Here is a 15,091-nt window from a genome sequence, read left to right as displayed (position 1 = left end):
TAATATTTTATTTATAATACTTTACTTTTACTACTCTTGTAGCATTTTTAATTCATATACCTTATTCTCAATTTTTCTTTCTAAATCATTATATGAATTTTTGAACTCATCAAATCCTTCAATTTTATACTCATTAATTAATTTAAATACTTGATAGAAACCAGCATCCCAATTGTTAACATGCCATTCTGGATGATCTTCATTTGCTAAATTGCGATACTTAAATGAAACTTTTAAAAGTTCCACTGCTTGATCATATACTAAAGTAGCTTCCTTACTTATATTCATTGTCTTAATTAATGAATAAACATATCTTTCTCCTTTTTCAAATCTAAGCTGACTTTCTATATCATAATTATAGTTATCTTCAGCTAATTTTTTTATGTCTTCCATACCCATGAAAAACATTTCATTATTCAAATCAAATGATTGATTATTATAAATTATGTCCCTTTGAGAAGTTTGATAACTTGCATTTATATTAAACAGGCTATATATTATGCAGTCAGATATAAATTCATCCTTTTCTATATCTGTTATTTCTCTAAAATCTGGGGCTTTAAAATTATCCATATCATTTATCCAGTCATGTCTCACTGCTTTTCTTGTGGCAAAAGTGATGGCTATACTATTAAAGTTTTCTTTAGTTATCGAAATTCCATTTCCCATATAAGCACAACCACTAAGTATAAATACATCTCTTTGCGATTTATATACATTATTTGCAACAGATACCATGTAACCTATTGATCCCTGTAATAATCTTCCCCTAAAGTTCATAGATTCATTTATATTAAATGCGGATGAAAAACGTGGGTATGGTTCATTCATATTTTCTCTTTTAATTTCAGTATTTTTTCTTACCCACTCTGACAAAAATTTATCTTGCTCTATCTCTTCAATCACTTTAATTCTATCTTGTACTATCCCATCTATTTCTAAATGCTCTACTGACATCGGAAACAGCTTAGAATAATCATTTTTCATAACATCTCTTTTCTTATATACACTAAATGTAATTGCCCAATCATTACTTACATCTGAGAACTCACCAGCATTAAACAAAATACCTTTTTGAAACTTAAAGTTACTGAATAATTTGTTATTGAAATGAGTCCAATAATCTCCACCGTTCATAAATTGAGATTTACTAAAGAAAGCTATATGAACATTTGTAAGATTAAAATCCTCAACTAATTTTATTACTCTATAATAAAATTGTGCATAAAGTTGTTGAGATGCCTTACCCAAACCATTTGATTTCATTAATTTGTTGATTTCAGTTATTGCAACACTTTTCTTCGACGTTCCTTTAGCTCCTGCATTGTTTGCTGTCGCATATGGTGGATTCGCAAAGAAGATAAAAGGTTTATTTTGCTTTAATGACTCAAATAATTCTATAGGCATTTTGATTTCATAAGGATTACTTTCCGGATTGATATTTATATCATCATTAAGAAAATCAAACTGAAAACTTTTTGAATTTTGATTATAATCATTCGAAATATCTAATTCTTCTTGATAAAGCGTTGAGCAATAAAGATTGTCAAACAAATAATCCCTAGTTAAGTTTTTCGTTCCACATGCAGGATCCCATACAACATAGTCATTTCTCCAATTATCTCCTATTACTTCAGAAATAATATCATTAGCTCTATTTGCCCAAATAGTTGGTGTCCAGAAATCTCCAGCAAAGCGTCTTGATGTCTCTTCTATTAGTTGATCTGCTATTGATTTAATATGATCTTGTTCAGATAATGTATATTTTCTTTCATACCTTGAAAAAAATGCGCCATAAGCGTTGGTATCGATAGAAATTTCACTTTTATCGGGAAGTTGTAGTACGTTTCTTTTTGTTGGTACAGGATAAATATTTGGATTACCTATTATTGAATTTATAAAGATTGATACGAGCAAATGTGGTTGTTTTTCTGGGTTAATTCCAACTTTAACTTTTCTGTCACGCGAAAATATAAATCTTACAAATTCATCAAAAACAATCCTTATATTTTTTTCTGTTACTTTAATTTTGTACATTACTCCATCATTATTTACTAAACTATCTATAGCATCTAATACATCATTAATATCAAAATTCTTTGTATTAATATTAAATACAAAAGTAGATAAATTAGGATCATTGTTTAATTGATTCATTAAATCTATATTTTTAATCCAAGCGTCACTTGGTGCAATACTCCAATCTAAATCCTTTTTTAAATAGTCATATAGTACAGGGGCATATACTACAAACATTTCATCTTCATCGCCACTAAAAATTACGTTTGGTAGCTCTTCGCCATTTAACTCAAACTGTTTTAAATAATAAATTACTTGAGCTATGATCCTTGCTCTAGATGAAACTTTTAATAAGTCTAAATTTTGTTTAAACTCCATTAACATTCTCAACGCTAAAACTAAGTCCCCTGATCTCAAAAATCCATCACTACCATATGCATTATGTAATGTAGCATTTGGATTTCCATCTATATATCTTTTTTGGAATATTCTTTTGTATGCATTTTCTATATCTGATTCATTTTTAAAGTTTTTAAGAGATCTTTTGAATTCTTGATTGTCTTTTTTAGTTATCTTACTCATATAAAGTACCTCGTTTTATTTTGTATATTATTTTTATTATCCCATATATCTTTTATTCTGTTAATAATCTTCATGCGCAAAAATAAAAAGCCAGCATTTGCTGACTTTTACTTTTAATCTAATTTACTTCTAGTGCTTTGCAAAACATACTCCGAAAATTCAGATCTTTTAATTCTTCCATGTGCCATATCATACATGTTTTCAATATATTTATCTGATAACATTATGCCATCTATCTTATTAATATTTATAGCAGCTTCAACATTTGAGATTCTTTTTTCTAGACTCTTTTCTTCAGGCACATACCCTTCAAATGCTATTTCATATCCATATATTAACTTAACTTGAGTTCTAAATGATGCTTCATCAATATTTGTAATTCCATCTTTTAATTCTCTCCCAGTAGTATACCCTATTCCTGAGTATTCGACTATTTCATCCGAAGTCACATCACTTTCAAGCATTTTTTGAATTTTTTCTTTGTCAACTTCAAGCATATCATCACACCTTATTTTATTAGTTAATCATAACTTATATATCTACTATTCAAGTATTCCTATTGATTTACCGAAAAAATAATCCTTTTTATCATATTCTTGAAGTGAATTGTCTTTACGCAACTTCCTGACATTCGCGTAATAACCATTTTGTTTAATTTTTAATCTTGTATTACCCCTTAGTTCTCTTCTTTGATCGGCTGTCATTTTATCTCTCTGTTCTTGTGTGAAGTCATTAATAGTTTTTCCTTTAAGAATCATGTTTGTCGAATTCTTTTTAAAGTTAAAAGAATTTTGATTTTACCATTCTCCTTCCTCATACTCTGAAAAACTAAAATCAATTATTTCATCCCTACTTTTTCCTTGAACTTTCTCTGGCCACCACCCGTACCTTTGATACTCTTTACCACCATCTAAAAAAATCGCTCCACACTTGCATCGTACATAATCATGGGTATACTTTGATTCAATTACATCATCACAAATTTTACAATGTGCAATACTTCTACTTATCTTTTGCATACTTTTGACCTCAGTAATAGTTGAAAAATTATTATCAATACTATTTTATCATTTATTTTGTGATTTATACTGACCGTTTACTGCCGGCCAGCAAATAAGGAAGGGTTAAAATGACAAATATTAAAAAAGTAACATTAAAAAGTGAAGAAATTCGCTAAAAATTTAACGTATATCTTGGTGTAGATAAAGTGACAGGGAAAACGAAAAGAACTAGCAGAAGTTATGAATCGTTGAGAGAAGCTCAAATAGAGCTGCGAAAGTTACAATTAATGGGCTTAGAAAAAGCCATACAGTCAATCAACAAATATACTTATAAGGATGTTTATTTGTTATGGTTAGAAAACCATAAGAATGAAATAAGAGGTACTACACTAGCTAGTAAAGAAAGTAAGTTTAATAAACGTATCTTGTCGAAGTTTGGAAGAATGCCTATCAAAGAGATTTCTCTTGTATATTGTCAAACTGTAGTCAATGAATGGACGAATGAAATGAAGGCTTTTAATGACTATGTTATACAAGCAAGACTTGTTTTCAACTATGCTATGAAGCTAGAGTTAATTGATAGTAATCCTATGGAATACATTACTTTACCTAGTTGAAAAGAGCATAAAGCATTCATAGAAAAGGAAAGAAATTTTCTCACTAAAGAAAAACTAAAATTATTTATGCACTACCTAGATCAAGAAAACAAATTACAAGCTACTTGTCTATTTCGTCTACTTGCTTTTACAGGTATGCGTAAAGGTGAGGTATTAGCTTTGCACTGGTCTGATATTAACTTCAAATCAAAAGATTTATATGTACAAAAGACATTAGCTAAAATTAATAATAAACATATTCTTCAACCACCAAAGACAAGAGAGTCATATAGATGGTTAGATATTGACGAAATTACAATTCAATTATTAAAAGAATGGAAACGTGAACAAGTAAATCAATATAAAGAATATGGTTTTAAGGTAGCTGAGGACAAAAATCAGCCTATTTTTGCAACTTATCATACTAGACTTAATCAAATGAAGTACATGCATGTATCTACTCCTAACGACAAATTAGAAGCATTCTTTAATCGTCATAAGGATTTACATAAGATACACGTTCATGGCTTCAGACATACTCATGCATCGCTATTATTTGAATCTGGTGCAAAACTGAAGGATGTACAATCAAGATTAGGACATAGTGATATTAAGACAACAATGGATATCTATACTCATATTACTCAATCATCTAAAGAAAAGTTAGCTGAAAATTTTCATAAATATATTGATTTTTAAATAATATGAGGAGGTATTTTTATGGGTCAAACTGCTATACAAAAATATATAGAAGATTATCTTGAAAAAATCCTGAAAAAGTACCTATTTTTAAGAAAGTTAAAAGAGAAGTAAATATGGAACTGATGATATTTAAAAGAAATGATCGTCATAAAAGGTTTACTAAATTAGCAATTAATAAATCTAATTTGAAGAAGAAAAATAGACGAAAATAATTCGAGGGGTATTTTAAAGGGTAACATCTATGCAAAAAACATATAAAAAAGCACCTCTCGAGTATTTTCGAGAAGTGCTGTAAACGTTGATATAACACCGATATTAACGTTTTGAGAATTGTGGAGAACGACGTGCTTTTTTAAGACCTGGTTTTTTACGTTCTTTCATACGTGGGTCACGAGTTAATAAACCTGCGCGTTTTAAAGAACCTCTGTATTCTGGATCAGCTTCTAATAATGCACGAGCGATACCATGACGGATAGCTTGAGCTTGTCCAGTGAAACCACCACCGTATACGTTAACTAATACATCATAGTTACCTTTAGTTTCTGTAACATCGAATGGTTGGTTTAAGTCTAAGATTAATGATTCGAATGGTAAGTATTCGCGTACGTCACGATCGTTAACAGTGATATTACCTTCACCTGGTACTAAACGTACACGTGCTACTGAGTTTTTACGACGGCCTGTGCCTCTATATTCAACTTGTGCCAATGTAATTTCCTCCTTCTAATTAACCACGTAATTCGTAGTTTTCTGGTTGTTGTGCAGCGTGTGGGTGTTCAGCGCCACTGTATACAAATAATTTTTTACCTTGTTTTTCACCTAAACGTGAACTTGGTAACATTCCTTTGATAGAAGTTTCAAGTAAACGAGCAGGGTTGTTACGTTTTAATTCACCAGCAGTCACTGATTTAATACCACCTGGGTGATTTGAGTGACGGTAGTAAACTTTATCTTGTTCTTTTTTACCAGTTAATTCGATTTTTTCAGCGTTGATGATGATTACATAGTCACCAGTATCAACGTGTGGTGTATAAGTTACTTTATTTTTACCGCGTAAGATAGATGCTACTTCTGATGATAAACGACCTAATGTTTGGCCTTCAGCATCGATAACATACCATTTGCGCTCAATGTTTGATTCATTTGCCATAAATGTTTGACGCATAATAATTATCCTCCTAAAAATAAATGCTTCGTCTTAGATTACAGGTACTCATCGCAGTCGAACCTACGAACGAGGCCTGCAATCTAGGTCATTCTGTTACGATTTCAAAGCGTAATGTTCATTTATTTTATTCCTGTCTAATCTGCTTATATATCTTGTAACACAATAAGTTTCCGGGGCTTATCGTGGGATGATATAAAACAATACCGTTAACTATCTTATATTTTATAAGCCCATTTGTCAATGCATATTAGTCATTTTGTAATGATTTTTTGTAATGTATTTTTACATCCTCACCAAAGTCATTTTTAAGTGCTTCTGGATCTAAATATATCTTTTCAAGATATAATCCTTCAGCGGGTGCTGTAAAAGGCACATTATCTCTATTTTTAGCTTTAAGCAGTTCAGGAACTTCGTTAGGTTGTCGCTTCCCTTTACCTACTTCTATTAAAAAAGCTACAAGGACACGCACCATATTATATAAGAAACCAGAACCTGTGACGATATAGTCAAAACCTTCGTCCGTTTTTACAACTTCACTTTGGTATAGTGTACGTTCTTTACTTTCAACTTCAGTCTTTTGTGAACAAAATCCAGTAAAATCATGAGTTCCAATAAAGTGTTTAGCCGCTTCATTCATCTTATCTAAATCTAAGTCATCTTTTATAAATGTCTTAAGACCACTTTCAAATGGATTGCGATGTTCTGCTTGATACACTTTATAGCGATATCTCTTACCTACACAATCATAACGACAATGAAACGTGTCATCTACTTGTTTCACACTATTCACGTAAATATCCTCAGGTAACGCACTATTCATCGCATATTTCCATTGTTTAGGCTCAATATTCAATTCTGTATCAAAATGAAAATACTGTTCATAAGCATGCACACCACGATCTGTGCGACTTGATGGATGTATACGTACATGTCGACGATGCATACGTTTTAAAATTTTTTCAAATTGTTGTTGAACAGTTCTACCTTGTTGTTGAATTTGAAAACCAAGAAATCCATGTCCTTGATACGCAATATTTACTAGTATGCGCAATGTCTTACACTCCCATATATTTTAATACAAATAATATCATTCCAATAGGTATCAGACTGAATAGACTCAAAGTATCTCTCTTATGCCATGACAACTTACGATAACTTGTACGTTGTACATTAGCATCATATCCTCTAACTTCCATTGCAATTGCTAATTCATCAGCTCTTTGAAAGGCAGAAATAAATAGCGGTATCATTAATGGAATGAAAGCTTTAATTCTTGTCATTAAACTACCCGAACTGATTTCAGAACCTCTTGATTTTTGAGCAAGAATAATTTTATCTAATTCATCCATCAATGTTGGAATAAACCTTAAAGCAATTGACATAATCATACTTAATTGATGCACAGGAATTTTAAATAGTTTCAATGGGGCCATTAACTTTTCAAAAGCATCAGTCAAGTCAATTGGACTTGTTGATAATGTCATAATTGTTGCAACCATAACAATTGTTATTAATCTTAAAGAAATAAAAATACCTTCTAATACCCCTGTACTATCAATTTTAATAAAACCTATTTCTAATAGCGTAGTCCCACCGTGAGTAAAGAAGATGTGCATTAAAAACGTAAAGATTAAGAAGAAAAATATCGGTGTTAATCCTTTAATTAAAAACCAAAATTGAATTTTAGCCATTTTCATAAAACATAGAATTAATAATATTATCCAAGCAAATGTAGCAAAAGAATGAGCAAAAAAGATAAAAATAATAAATACAAATACAAAAATCAACTTTGCTCTAGGATCAAGACGATGTATCACAGAGTTATTAGGTAAATAACGTCCTATAATAAGTTTATTTTTCATGTTCTTGCCACTCCTGATACAATGTTACAAACTCATCTTCATTTAAGGCAATATCATTAAACATGGTTTGATATTTATCTTCAACATCATATTGCAGTTGTACTACATCAGGCAATGCAATATGCCAATCTTTCAGTTTTTCGTGTTGTCTGAATAATGATTTAGGAGAGCACTGTTCTATTACTTTCCCTTGTCTCATTACAATGATTTCTTCTGCATATCGCGCCACATCATTCATATCGTGTGACACTAATATGACTGTTTTATGATGATTGACTTGAATTGATTTTATTAATTCCATCACTTGCTGACGACTTTTTGGGTCAAGTCCAGCAGTAGGCTCATCAAGAATAATTATATTCGGTTTCATTGCAAGGATAGAAACTAATGCAATTTTACGCATCTGACCACCTGACATTTCAAATGGCGATTGTTCCATAATATGATGATCAAAACCTAAATCTAAGAGTAACTGATACGCATATGACTTAACTTGTTCCACATTCATCTTAAAATTTTTAGGACCAAATGCCACTTCTCTTTCCACACTATCTTCAAACAATTGTGATTCAGGAAATTGAAAAACCAAACCTACTTGTTGTCTTAATTCTCGTAGATGCTTGTCTTTTGTTTTATGAGTAATCTCCTTATTATCAAAAGTAATACTACCTTTTGTTGGTTTTAATAGCCCATTAAAATGTTGAATGAGTGTGGATTTACCACTTCCTGTTTGACCAACAATCGCATAGTATTTACCTTGCTCAATTTTGAGATTGATATCATTTAAGGCTTGATATTCATAAGGAGTGCCTTTTTGATAAATATATGAAACATGATTAAATTGAATGGTCATAATTTATCAACCAGCCCTTCATATGTAGTGAATTCATCTTTAAAGCCTAGCTTTTGATTCATTTTCATTGCAAATGGTAAATCTAAGCCAATCTCTACTAAATACTGTGTATTTAAAAAAATAAAATTTGGCTTGCCTTCTTTGTAAACTTTGCCTTTATTCATAATGACGACATGATCACTTTCTAACGCTTCACTTAAATCATGAGTAATAGAAATAATCGTTAAATTTTTCTCTTGTTTAACTTGTTTAATTAATGAAAGTAAAGACTGTTTACCTTGGGGATCTAACATAGAGGTTGCTTCATCAAGAATGATGACATCTGGACTTAGTGCTAAGACTCCTGCAATAGCCACGCGTTGCTTTTGGCCTCCCGATAAAGAATGTGGTTCATATTCCATATATTCTTTCATATCTACATTATCTAAAGATTGAATGACGATTGCTTTCATTTTGTCATGAGATACTGCGTGATTCTCGAGTCCAAAAGCTACATCATATTCCACAATTGAACCTACAAATTGATTTTCTGGATTTTGAAAGACAATACCAATATGGCGTCTAACCTCTCTTAAATAATCAGGCGTAACTAAATGATTGTTATAAAAAATTTCTCCTTCAGTTGCTTGTTCTATTCCAACTATAAGTTTTGCAATTGTAGATTTCCCCGAACCATTATGTCCTACAATGGATGTCCATTGATGTTTTGGTATATTAAATGACACATCTTCTAAAGTGAAGGCCGCATCTTTTTGATATTGAAAATGTACATGTTTAAGTTCGATGATATTGTTATTATCAGTTTTCACAGCCTTCCTCCTTTATTAATAGTTACTACATTAGTTTACATGAATAAAAACTAGATGTACATGAGTAAACGTCTTTTATATATAAAAAGAGTCATGCCTCAAAAGCACGACTCTTTTTAATCATTATAGATTCATTAAAATTAAAAAAGCGCGCACCCCATCACATTTTAGTTGAGTTCACGCTTTATATTAGTATTTAGTTGATGGGGTACTCTGAGCTAGACAATATTTGTATGTGGCAAACATTATCGTTGCACTCATTTGCTTTAAATACAAGTAGTTAGTGTATTTATATATAAAATTAATCTACTAATTCGATGATAACTGATTCAGCACCGTCACCACGACGAGGACCTACTTTAAGAATACGAGTGTATCCACCTTGACGTTCTGCATAACGTTCAGCAATTTCACCAAATAATTTTTGAAGTGCAGTTTGTGTAGTTTCATCTTCATTTAAGATTTCAACATTACGTAATGTTTTAGCAGCATTACGACGAGATGCTAAGTCACCTTTTTTACCTAAAGTGATTAATTTCTCAACAACACTACGAACTTCTTTTGCACGAGCTTCTGTAGTTTCAATACGCTCACTTACGATAAGTGATGTAGCTAAGTCACGTAACATAGCTTTACGTTGATCAGAAGTACGACCTAATTTTCTGTAACCCATGAGTTAACCTCCTTTAACTTATTAATCTTCTTTTCTTAAACCTAATCCTAAATCTTCTAATTTATATTTAACTTCTTCAAGAGATTTACGACCTAAATTACGCACTTTCATCATATCAGCTTCAGACTTGTCCGCTAATTCTTGAACAGAATTGATGCCTGCACGTTTTAAACAGTTGTATGAACGTACTGATAAGTCTAATTCTTCGATAGACATTTCAAGTACTTTTTCTTTTTGATCTTCTTCTTTTTCAATCATGATTTCAGCATTTTGCGCTTCATCTGTAAGACCAACGAAAATATTTAAATGTTCAGTCATAATTTTAGCAGCTAATGAAACAGACTCTTGTGGAGTAATTGAACCATTAGTCCAAACATCTAAAGTTAATTTATCAAAATCACTACTTTGACCTACACGTGTATTTTCAACTGTATAGTTTACACGTTCAACAGGTGAATATAGTGAATCTACAGGAATTACACCAATTGGTAAATCACTAGTATTATTTTGTTCTGCTAATGCGTAACCTCTACCCTTATTAGCAACAAGACGAATTTTTAAATGTCCACCTTTAGACACTGTTGCAATTTTAAGTTCTGGGTTTAGAACTTCAACATCACTATCGTGAGTAATATCACTTGCTGTTACTTCGCCTTCATCTCTCACATCAATTTCTAATGTTTTATCTTCTTCAGAATAGATTTTTAATGCTAATTTTTTGATGTTCATAATAATTGTAGAAACATCTTCAACAACATTGTCTATAGCTGAAAATTCGTGTAAAACACCTTCAATTTCGATGTACTTAACGGCTGCACCTGGTAATGAAGATAGTAGGATACGACGTAAGGAGTTTCCTAGTGTAGTACCGTAGCCACGTTCAAGTGGTTCAACAACGAACTTACCGAATTTAGCATCTTCACTAATTTCAATTGTCTCAATTCTAGGTTTTTCAATTTCTATCATTTACAAAATCCTCCTTAATAACGTCGAATTAATTTTAAAATTGTTTCGCTCAGTGATTTGTAACAATAACAATCAATAAAAATTATACGCGACGACGTTTTGGTGGACGACAACCGTTGTGAGGTACTGGAGTAACGTCTCTGATTGCTGTTACTTCTAAACCAGCTGATTGTAATGCACGAATAGCTGATTCACGACCTGGTCCAGGTCCTTTTACTGTTACTTCAACAGTTTTCAAACCATGTTCCATTGCTGATTTTGAAGCAGTTTCAGATGCCATTTGAGCAGCGAATGGTGTTGATTTTTTTGATCCTTTGAAACCTAATGCACCAGCTGATGACCAAGATAAAGCATTACCAAATTCATCAGTGATAGTTACGATTGTATTGTTGAATGTTGAACGGATGTGTGCTACACCATTTTCAATATTCTTTTTAACTCTACGTTTACGAGATACTTGTTTACGTGCCATTTATATTTTGCCTCCTTTACCTATTATTTTTTCTTATTAGCTACAGTTTTAACTGGGCCTTTACGAGTACGAGCATTGTTTTTAGTTTTTTGACCACGAACTGGTAAACCACGACGGTGGCGAATACCACGGTATGATGAAATTTCCATTAAACGTTTAATGTTTAAGTTTTGTTCACGGCGTAAGTCACCTTCTACTTTATAACCGTCAACTACTTCACGAATACGACCTAATTCGTCATCTGTTAAATCTTTTACACGTGTATCAGCTGATACGTTAGCTTCTTCAACAATTTTTTTAGCTGTTGAAGTACCGATACCATATACGTAAGTTAATGAAATAACTACGCGTTTTTCACGTGGAATATCTACTCCTGCAATACGTGCCATATATTTTTACACCTCTCTTTTATTAACCTTGTCTTTGTTTGTGCTTAGGATTGTCACAAATTACCATAACTTTACCTTTACGTTTAATGACTTTACATTTTTCGCAAATAGGTTTTACTGATGGTCTTACTTTCATTTTTATACCTCCCTATATTATGGAGTGACGATTATTTATAACGATACGTAATTCTACCGCGTGATAAATCATACGGAGACATTTCTACTGTTACTTTGTCGCCAGGTAGAATACGAATATAATTCATTCTAATTTTACCACTTACATGTGCTAAAATTTCATGACCATTTTCTAATTCTACTTTAAACATAGCATTTGGTAAAGTATCAAGTACTGTACCTTCTAATTCTATTACATCTTGTTTCGCCATTGATTAACTTCCCCCTTTTTACAATAGTAAGGTAATCGTCAATAGACAACTTCAACGATACGAATCTAATATAGTGAATAGTTATTATAAGTTTAACAAAATGCGGGAATTATGATCGTCATACGACACTCAAAAAATAAATTCTTGCCAGAGAAACCTAATCAAAGTTCACATAAATCTAGATCGCACATTAGTTGACCTATTTTAATTGATCTAAGATATCAATGACATCTTTGGTTACTTCGTCAATATCTTTCGCACCATCAATGTTTTTCAATACGCCTTTTTCATCGTAATACTCTAAAATTGGCTTAGATTGTTTAACATTAACGCTTAAACGATTAGATACTGTTTCTGGATTATCATCTTTACGTTGATAAAGTTTTCCACCATCGATATCACAAACACCATCAACCTTTGGAGGATTAAATACAAGATGATAAGTTGTACCACATTTCTCACAGATACGACGACCTGTAAGACGATTCATTAGTTCTTCCTCAGGAACTTCAATATTGATAACAGCATCAATATTTCTGTCAAGCTCAGACATAATGTTGTTTAATGCCTCAGCTTGCTCAATTGTTCTAGGGAATCCATCTAATAAGAAACCTTTTTTTGCATCGTCTTCAGAAATTCTTTCTTTAACGATACCTACAGTAACTTCATCAGGGACTAATTCTCCACGATCCATGTATGATTTAGCTTCTTTTCCTAAATCAGTTTCATCTTTAATCGCTTTTCTGAACATGTCACCAGTAGATATATGTGGTATTGGGAATTTCTTAACAATTTCACTCGCTTGAGTACCTTTACCAGCTCCAGGTAAACCCATTAAAATGATATTCATAAATTGCCCTCCTACAAATTATCTACCACCAAAGCCTTTATATTCTTTTTGACTCACTTGTGCTTCAAGTGATTTCATAGTTTCAATTGCTACACCAATAACGATTAATAAACTTGTACCACCAATTTGAATTGATTGAGGTAAATTCATAAATTTTGTCGCTATAATTGGAAGAATAGCAATAACTGCTAAGAAAATAGAGCCTACAAAAGTTAAGCGATAAAGTACTTTAGTAATATATTTTTTTGTTTGTTCCCCAGGTCTAATTCCTGGTACATAACTACCTTGTTTTTTCAAGTTGTCAGCCATTTTTTCAGGATTAACTTGAACAAAGGCATAGAAATATGCAAATGCAATAATTAATATAACATAAACAATCATACCATAAGTGTTTGAAGGGTTAGCATATTCTGCAATACTTTGCGCCCAATCAGCTTTAGGGAAGAACAATGTTAATGTTCTTGGCAATAAGAAGAATGCCATCGCAAAGATGACTGGAATAACCCCTGCAGAGTTTACTTTTAAAGGTAGATATGTTGCTTGTGATCCTAAACGTTGTGCAGATTGTTTTTTAGCATACTGAATTGGAATTTTACGTTTCGCTTCCAATACATAAATCGCTCCAATTGTTAATAAAATTAATCCAACAATTAAACCGATGACTTTTAACCATGCTAACGTTGTATCGTCATTACCAACAAATGCTTGTTGCACAAATTGGATAATTGATGATGGCAACGTTGATAAAATACCTGCAAAGATAATGATTGAAATACCATTACCTACACCAAATTGTGTAATTTGATCACCAAGCCAAATTAAAAATGCAGTTCCAGTTGTTAAAACTACAGCAATCAATAAATAACTCATGACAGATTGATGAATAATCAATTTACCGCCTAAATAGTTATTAAATTGAAATGCCATACCAATTGACTGTATAAATGCCAATATGATAGCGAAATAACGTGTTACATTGCTAAGCTTTCTTTTACCTACTTCACCTTGTTTAGCCCATTCAGTAAATTTAGGGACAATGTCCATTTGTAATAATTGCATTACGATAGAAGCAGTGATGTACGGCATTATACCCATAGCAAAGATAGAAAAGTTCTTTAAGGCTCCGCCACCAAACGTATTAAGAAGAGCAGCGACACCTTGATCAGAACCTTGCTGTTCAAAAGGCTCAGGATTAACTCCAGGAGCCGGAATATAAGTTCCTATTTTGAATATTACTAACATTGCTAATGTGAAGAAAATCTTGTTTCGAACTTCTTTAGTTTTAAAGAAGCTCATAAACGTTTGAAACATTAGATCACCTCGTGTGCTCCACCTTTAGCATCGATAGCTTCAACCGCTGAAGCTGAGAATTTGTGAGCTTTCACTGTCAATTTTTTATCAAGTGAACCATTACCTAGTACTTTAATACCAGATTTTTCATTCTTAACCACACCAGTTTCAACTAATAAAGCTGGAGTTACTTCAGTACCATCTTCAAATTGATTAAGTTGGTCTAAGTTAACAATAGCATATTCTTTACGATTAATGTTAGTGAAACCTCGTTTTGGTAAACGACGGAATAAAGGTAATTGTCCACCTTCAAATCCTGGTCTTACGCTACCACCTGAACGTGCTTTTTGACCTTTTTGACCGCGACCACTAGTTTTACCATTACCTGTACCAGCACCACGACCTACACGATTACGTACACGACGTGAACCTTCAGCTGATTTTAACTCATGTAATTTCATTATTTAGGCACC

At 32.1% G+C, this 15,091-nt stretch carries 21 protein-coding genes; 2 read left to right on the top strand and 19 right to left on the bottom strand.

The features are described from left to right. Positions 1–30: 30 nt before the first annotated feature. From NSU06_RS03215 to NSU06_RS03200, 4 genes are all read right to left on the bottom strand, one after another. Entirely contained in the window at positions 31–2,601 is a 2,571-nt protein-coding gene (locus NSU06_RS03215) for a hypothetical protein (RefSeq protein WP_048678878.1), read from the bottom strand. A 113-nt stretch (positions 2,602–2,714) separates the two neighbouring features. Further along, complete coding sequence (locus tag NSU06_RS03210; protein ID WP_048678881.1) at positions 2,715–3,098, bottom strand: hypothetical protein; 384 nt, start codon at positions 3,096–3,098, stop codon at positions 2,715–2,717. A 45-nt stretch (positions 3,099–3,143) separates the two neighbouring features. After that, positions 3,144–3,305, bottom strand: a complete 162-nt coding sequence (locus NSU06_RS03205; RefSeq protein ID WP_191962578.1) for a hypothetical protein — start codon at positions 3,303–3,305, stop codon at positions 3,144–3,146. Between the two features lie 93 nt (positions 3,306–3,398). Continuing rightward, a complete protein-coding gene (locus NSU06_RS03200; RefSeq protein WP_150885580.1) occupies positions 3,399–3,620 on the bottom strand; it encodes a DUF7695 domain-containing protein in 222 nt (73 codons plus the stop codon). 188 nt (positions 3,621–3,808) lie between these two features. Here NSU06_RS03200 and NSU06_RS03195 point away from each other — a divergent pair, with 188 nt between their 5' ends. Further along, positions 3,809–4,219: an N-terminal phage integrase SAM-like domain-containing protein gene (locus tag NSU06_RS03195; RefSeq protein ID WP_150885578.1), complete on the top strand. Its 411-nt coding sequence runs from the start codon at positions 3,809–3,811 to the stop codon at positions 4,217–4,219. 18 nt (positions 4,220–4,237) lie between these two features. After that, a complete protein-coding gene (locus NSU06_RS03190; RefSeq protein ID WP_285332184.1) occupies positions 4,238–4,897 on the top strand; it encodes a site-specific integrase in 660 nt (219 codons plus the stop codon). A 318-nt stretch (positions 4,898–5,215) separates the two neighbouring features. Here the strand turns inward: NSU06_RS03190 and rpsI are convergent, their stop codons facing one another. The 15 genes from rpsI to rplO all read right to left on the bottom strand — a co-directional run bounded on the left by rpsI (position 5,216) and on the right by rplO (position 15,079). After that, a complete protein-coding gene (rpsI, locus tag NSU06_RS03185; RefSeq protein WP_002448344.1) occupies positions 5,216–5,608 on the bottom strand; it encodes a 30S ribosomal protein S9 in 393 nt (130 codons plus the stop codon). A gap of 19 nt (positions 5,609–5,627) precedes the next feature. Then, positions 5,628–6,065 (bottom strand): 50S ribosomal protein L13, encoded by a 438-nt coding sequence (gene rplM / locus NSU06_RS03180; protein ID WP_002448612.1) that lies wholly within the window; start codon positions 6,063–6,065, stop codon positions 5,628–5,630. 250 nt (positions 6,066–6,315) lie between these two features. Further along, positions 6,316–7,119 carry a tRNA pseudouridine(38-40) synthase TruA gene (truA, locus tag NSU06_RS03175; RefSeq protein ID WP_070508210.1) on the bottom strand — a complete coding sequence of 268 codons (804 nt, stop codon included), beginning with the start codon at positions 7,117–7,119 and terminating at the stop codon, positions 6,316–6,318. Positions 7,120–7,123: 4 nt separating this feature from the next. Beyond that, positions 7,124–7,930 carry an energy-coupling factor transporter transmembrane component T family protein gene (locus NSU06_RS03170; RefSeq protein WP_017174837.1) on the bottom strand — a complete coding sequence of 269 codons (807 nt, stop codon included), beginning with the start codon at positions 7,928–7,930 and terminating at the stop codon, positions 7,124–7,126. Further along, positions 7,920–8,783, bottom strand: coding sequence for an energy-coupling factor transporter ATPase (locus NSU06_RS03165; RefSeq protein ID WP_019835776.1), 864 nt, complete (start codon positions 8,781–8,783; stop codon positions 7,920–7,922). Before NSU06_RS03165 ends, NSU06_RS03170 begins: the two co-directional genes overlap by 11 nt. Then, the gene (locus NSU06_RS03160) at positions 8,780–9,592 is read right to left on the bottom strand and encodes an energy-coupling factor transporter ATPase (RefSeq protein WP_049379213.1); all 813 of its coding nucleotides are present in this window, start codon (positions 9,590–9,592) and stop codon (positions 8,780–8,782) included. Before NSU06_RS03160 ends, NSU06_RS03165 begins: the two co-directional genes overlap by 4 nt. Positions 9,593–9,893: 301 nt before the next feature. Further along, on the bottom strand, positions 9,894–10,265 hold the full coding sequence (gene rplQ, locus NSU06_RS03155; RefSeq protein WP_002448491.1) for a 50S ribosomal protein L17: 372 nt from the start codon (positions 10,263–10,265) through the stop codon (positions 9,894–9,896). A gap of 21 nt (positions 10,266–10,286) precedes the next feature. Continuing rightward, the gene (locus NSU06_RS03150; protein WP_002448356.1) at positions 10,287–11,231 is read right to left on the bottom strand and encodes a DNA-directed RNA polymerase subunit alpha; all 945 of its coding nucleotides are present in this window, start codon (positions 11,229–11,231) and stop codon (positions 10,287–10,289) included. 82 nt (positions 11,232–11,313) lie between these two features. Continuing rightward, complete coding sequence (gene rpsK / locus NSU06_RS03145; RefSeq protein WP_000101625.1) at positions 11,314–11,703, bottom strand: 30S ribosomal protein S11; 390 nt, start codon at positions 11,701–11,703, stop codon at positions 11,314–11,316. Positions 11,704–11,726: 23 nt separating this feature from the next. Then, on the bottom strand, positions 11,727–12,092 hold the full coding sequence (gene rpsM, locus NSU06_RS03140) for a 30S ribosomal protein S13 (protein WP_002448629.1): 366 nt from the start codon (positions 12,090–12,092) through the stop codon (positions 11,727–11,729). Between the two features lie 22 nt (positions 12,093–12,114). After that, positions 12,115–12,228 carry a 50S ribosomal protein L36 gene (gene rpmJ / locus NSU06_RS03135; RefSeq protein WP_001829709.1) on the bottom strand — a complete coding sequence of 38 codons (114 nt, stop codon included), beginning with the start codon at positions 12,226–12,228 and terminating at the stop codon, positions 12,115–12,117. A gap of 31 nt (positions 12,229–12,259) precedes the next feature. After that, positions 12,260–12,478: a translation initiation factor IF-1 gene (gene infA, locus NSU06_RS03130; protein WP_001829792.1), complete on the bottom strand. Its 219-nt coding sequence runs from the start codon at positions 12,476–12,478 to the stop codon at positions 12,260–12,262. 199 nt (positions 12,479–12,677) lie between these two features. Continuing rightward, positions 12,678–13,328: an adenylate kinase gene (locus NSU06_RS03125; protein ID WP_002448556.1), complete on the bottom strand. Its 651-nt coding sequence runs from the start codon at positions 13,326–13,328 to the stop codon at positions 12,678–12,680. An 18-nt stretch (positions 13,329–13,346) separates the two neighbouring features. Beyond that, positions 13,347–14,639: a preprotein translocase subunit SecY gene (secY, locus tag NSU06_RS03120; RefSeq protein WP_017174841.1), complete on the bottom strand. Its 1,293-nt coding sequence runs from the start codon at positions 14,637–14,639 to the stop codon at positions 13,347–13,349. After that, positions 14,639–15,079 (bottom strand): 50S ribosomal protein L15, encoded by a 441-nt coding sequence (rplO, locus tag NSU06_RS03115; RefSeq protein ID WP_017174842.1) that lies wholly within the window; start codon positions 15,077–15,079, stop codon positions 14,639–14,641. Before rplO ends, secY begins: the two co-directional genes overlap by 1 nt. Between the last annotated feature and the right edge of the window lie 12 nt (positions 15,080–15,091).

The organism is Staphylococcus sp. FSL W8-1270, assembly GCF_038007165.1.
Taxonomy (GTDB): domain Bacteria; phylum Bacillota; class Bacilli; order Staphylococcales; family Staphylococcaceae; genus Staphylococcus; species Staphylococcus hominis.
The sequence above is the reverse complement of the archived record's forward strand: the minus strand, read 5'-3'. Positions and strand labels throughout refer to the sequence as shown.

Bases quoted from the DNA above. Each gene is read 5' to 3' on its own strand.
- rplM (WP_002448612.1), bottom strand. From the start codon at position 6,065: ATGCGTCAAACATTTATGGCAAATGAATCAAACATTGAGCGCAAATGG.
- NSU06_RS03170 (WP_017174837.1), bottom strand. From the start codon at position 7,930: ATGAAAAATAAACTTATTATAGGACGTTATTTACCTAATAACTCTGTG.
- NSU06_RS03165 (WP_019835776.1), bottom strand. From the start codon at position 8,783: ATGACCATTCAATTTAATCATGTTTCATATATTTATCAAAAAGGCACT.
- NSU06_RS03150 (WP_002448356.1), bottom strand. From the start codon at position 11,231: ATGATAGAAATTGAAAAACCTAGAATTGAGACAATTGAAATTAGTGAA.
- NSU06_RS03200 (WP_150885580.1), bottom strand. From the start codon at position 3,620: ATGCAAAAGATAAGTAGAAGTATTGCACATTGTAAAATTTGTGATGAT.
- NSU06_RS03210 (WP_048678881.1), bottom strand. From the start codon at position 3,098: ATGCTTGAAGTTGACAAAGAAAAAATTCAAAAAATGCTTGAAAGTGAT.
- rplO (WP_017174842.1), bottom strand. From the start codon at position 15,079: ATGAAATTACATGAGTTAAAATCAGCTGAAGGTTCACGTCGTGTACGT.
- rplQ (WP_002448491.1), bottom strand. From the start codon at position 10,265: ATGGGTTACAGAAAATTAGGTCGTACTTCTGATCAACGTAAAGCTATG.
- NSU06_RS03205 (WP_191962578.1), bottom strand. From the start codon at position 3,305: ATGACAGCCGATCAAAGAAGAGAACTAAGGGGTAATACAAGATTAAAA.
- rpmJ (WP_001829709.1), bottom strand. From the start codon at position 12,228: ATGAAAGTAAGACCATCAGTAAAACCTATTTGCGAAAAATGTAAAGTC.
- rpsK (WP_000101625.1), bottom strand. From the start codon at position 11,703: ATGGCACGTAAACAAGTATCTCGTAAACGTAGAGTTAAAAAGAATATT.
- NSU06_RS03215 (WP_048678878.1), bottom strand. From the start codon at position 2,601: ATGAGTAAGATAACTAAAAAAGACAATCAAGAATTCAAAAGATCTCTT.
- secY (WP_017174841.1), bottom strand. From the start codon at position 14,639: ATGTTTCAAACGTTTATGAGCTTCTTTAAAACTAAAGAAGTTCGAAAC.
- rpsM (WP_002448629.1), bottom strand. From the start codon at position 12,092: ATGGCACGTATTGCAGGAGTAGATATTCCACGTGAAAAACGCGTAGTT.
- infA (WP_001829792.1), bottom strand. From the start codon at position 12,478: ATGGCGAAACAAGATGTAATAGAATTAGAAGGTACAGTACTTGATACT.
- NSU06_RS03125 (WP_002448556.1), bottom strand. From the start codon at position 13,328: ATGAATATCATTTTAATGGGTTTACCTGGAGCTGGTAAAGGTACTCAA.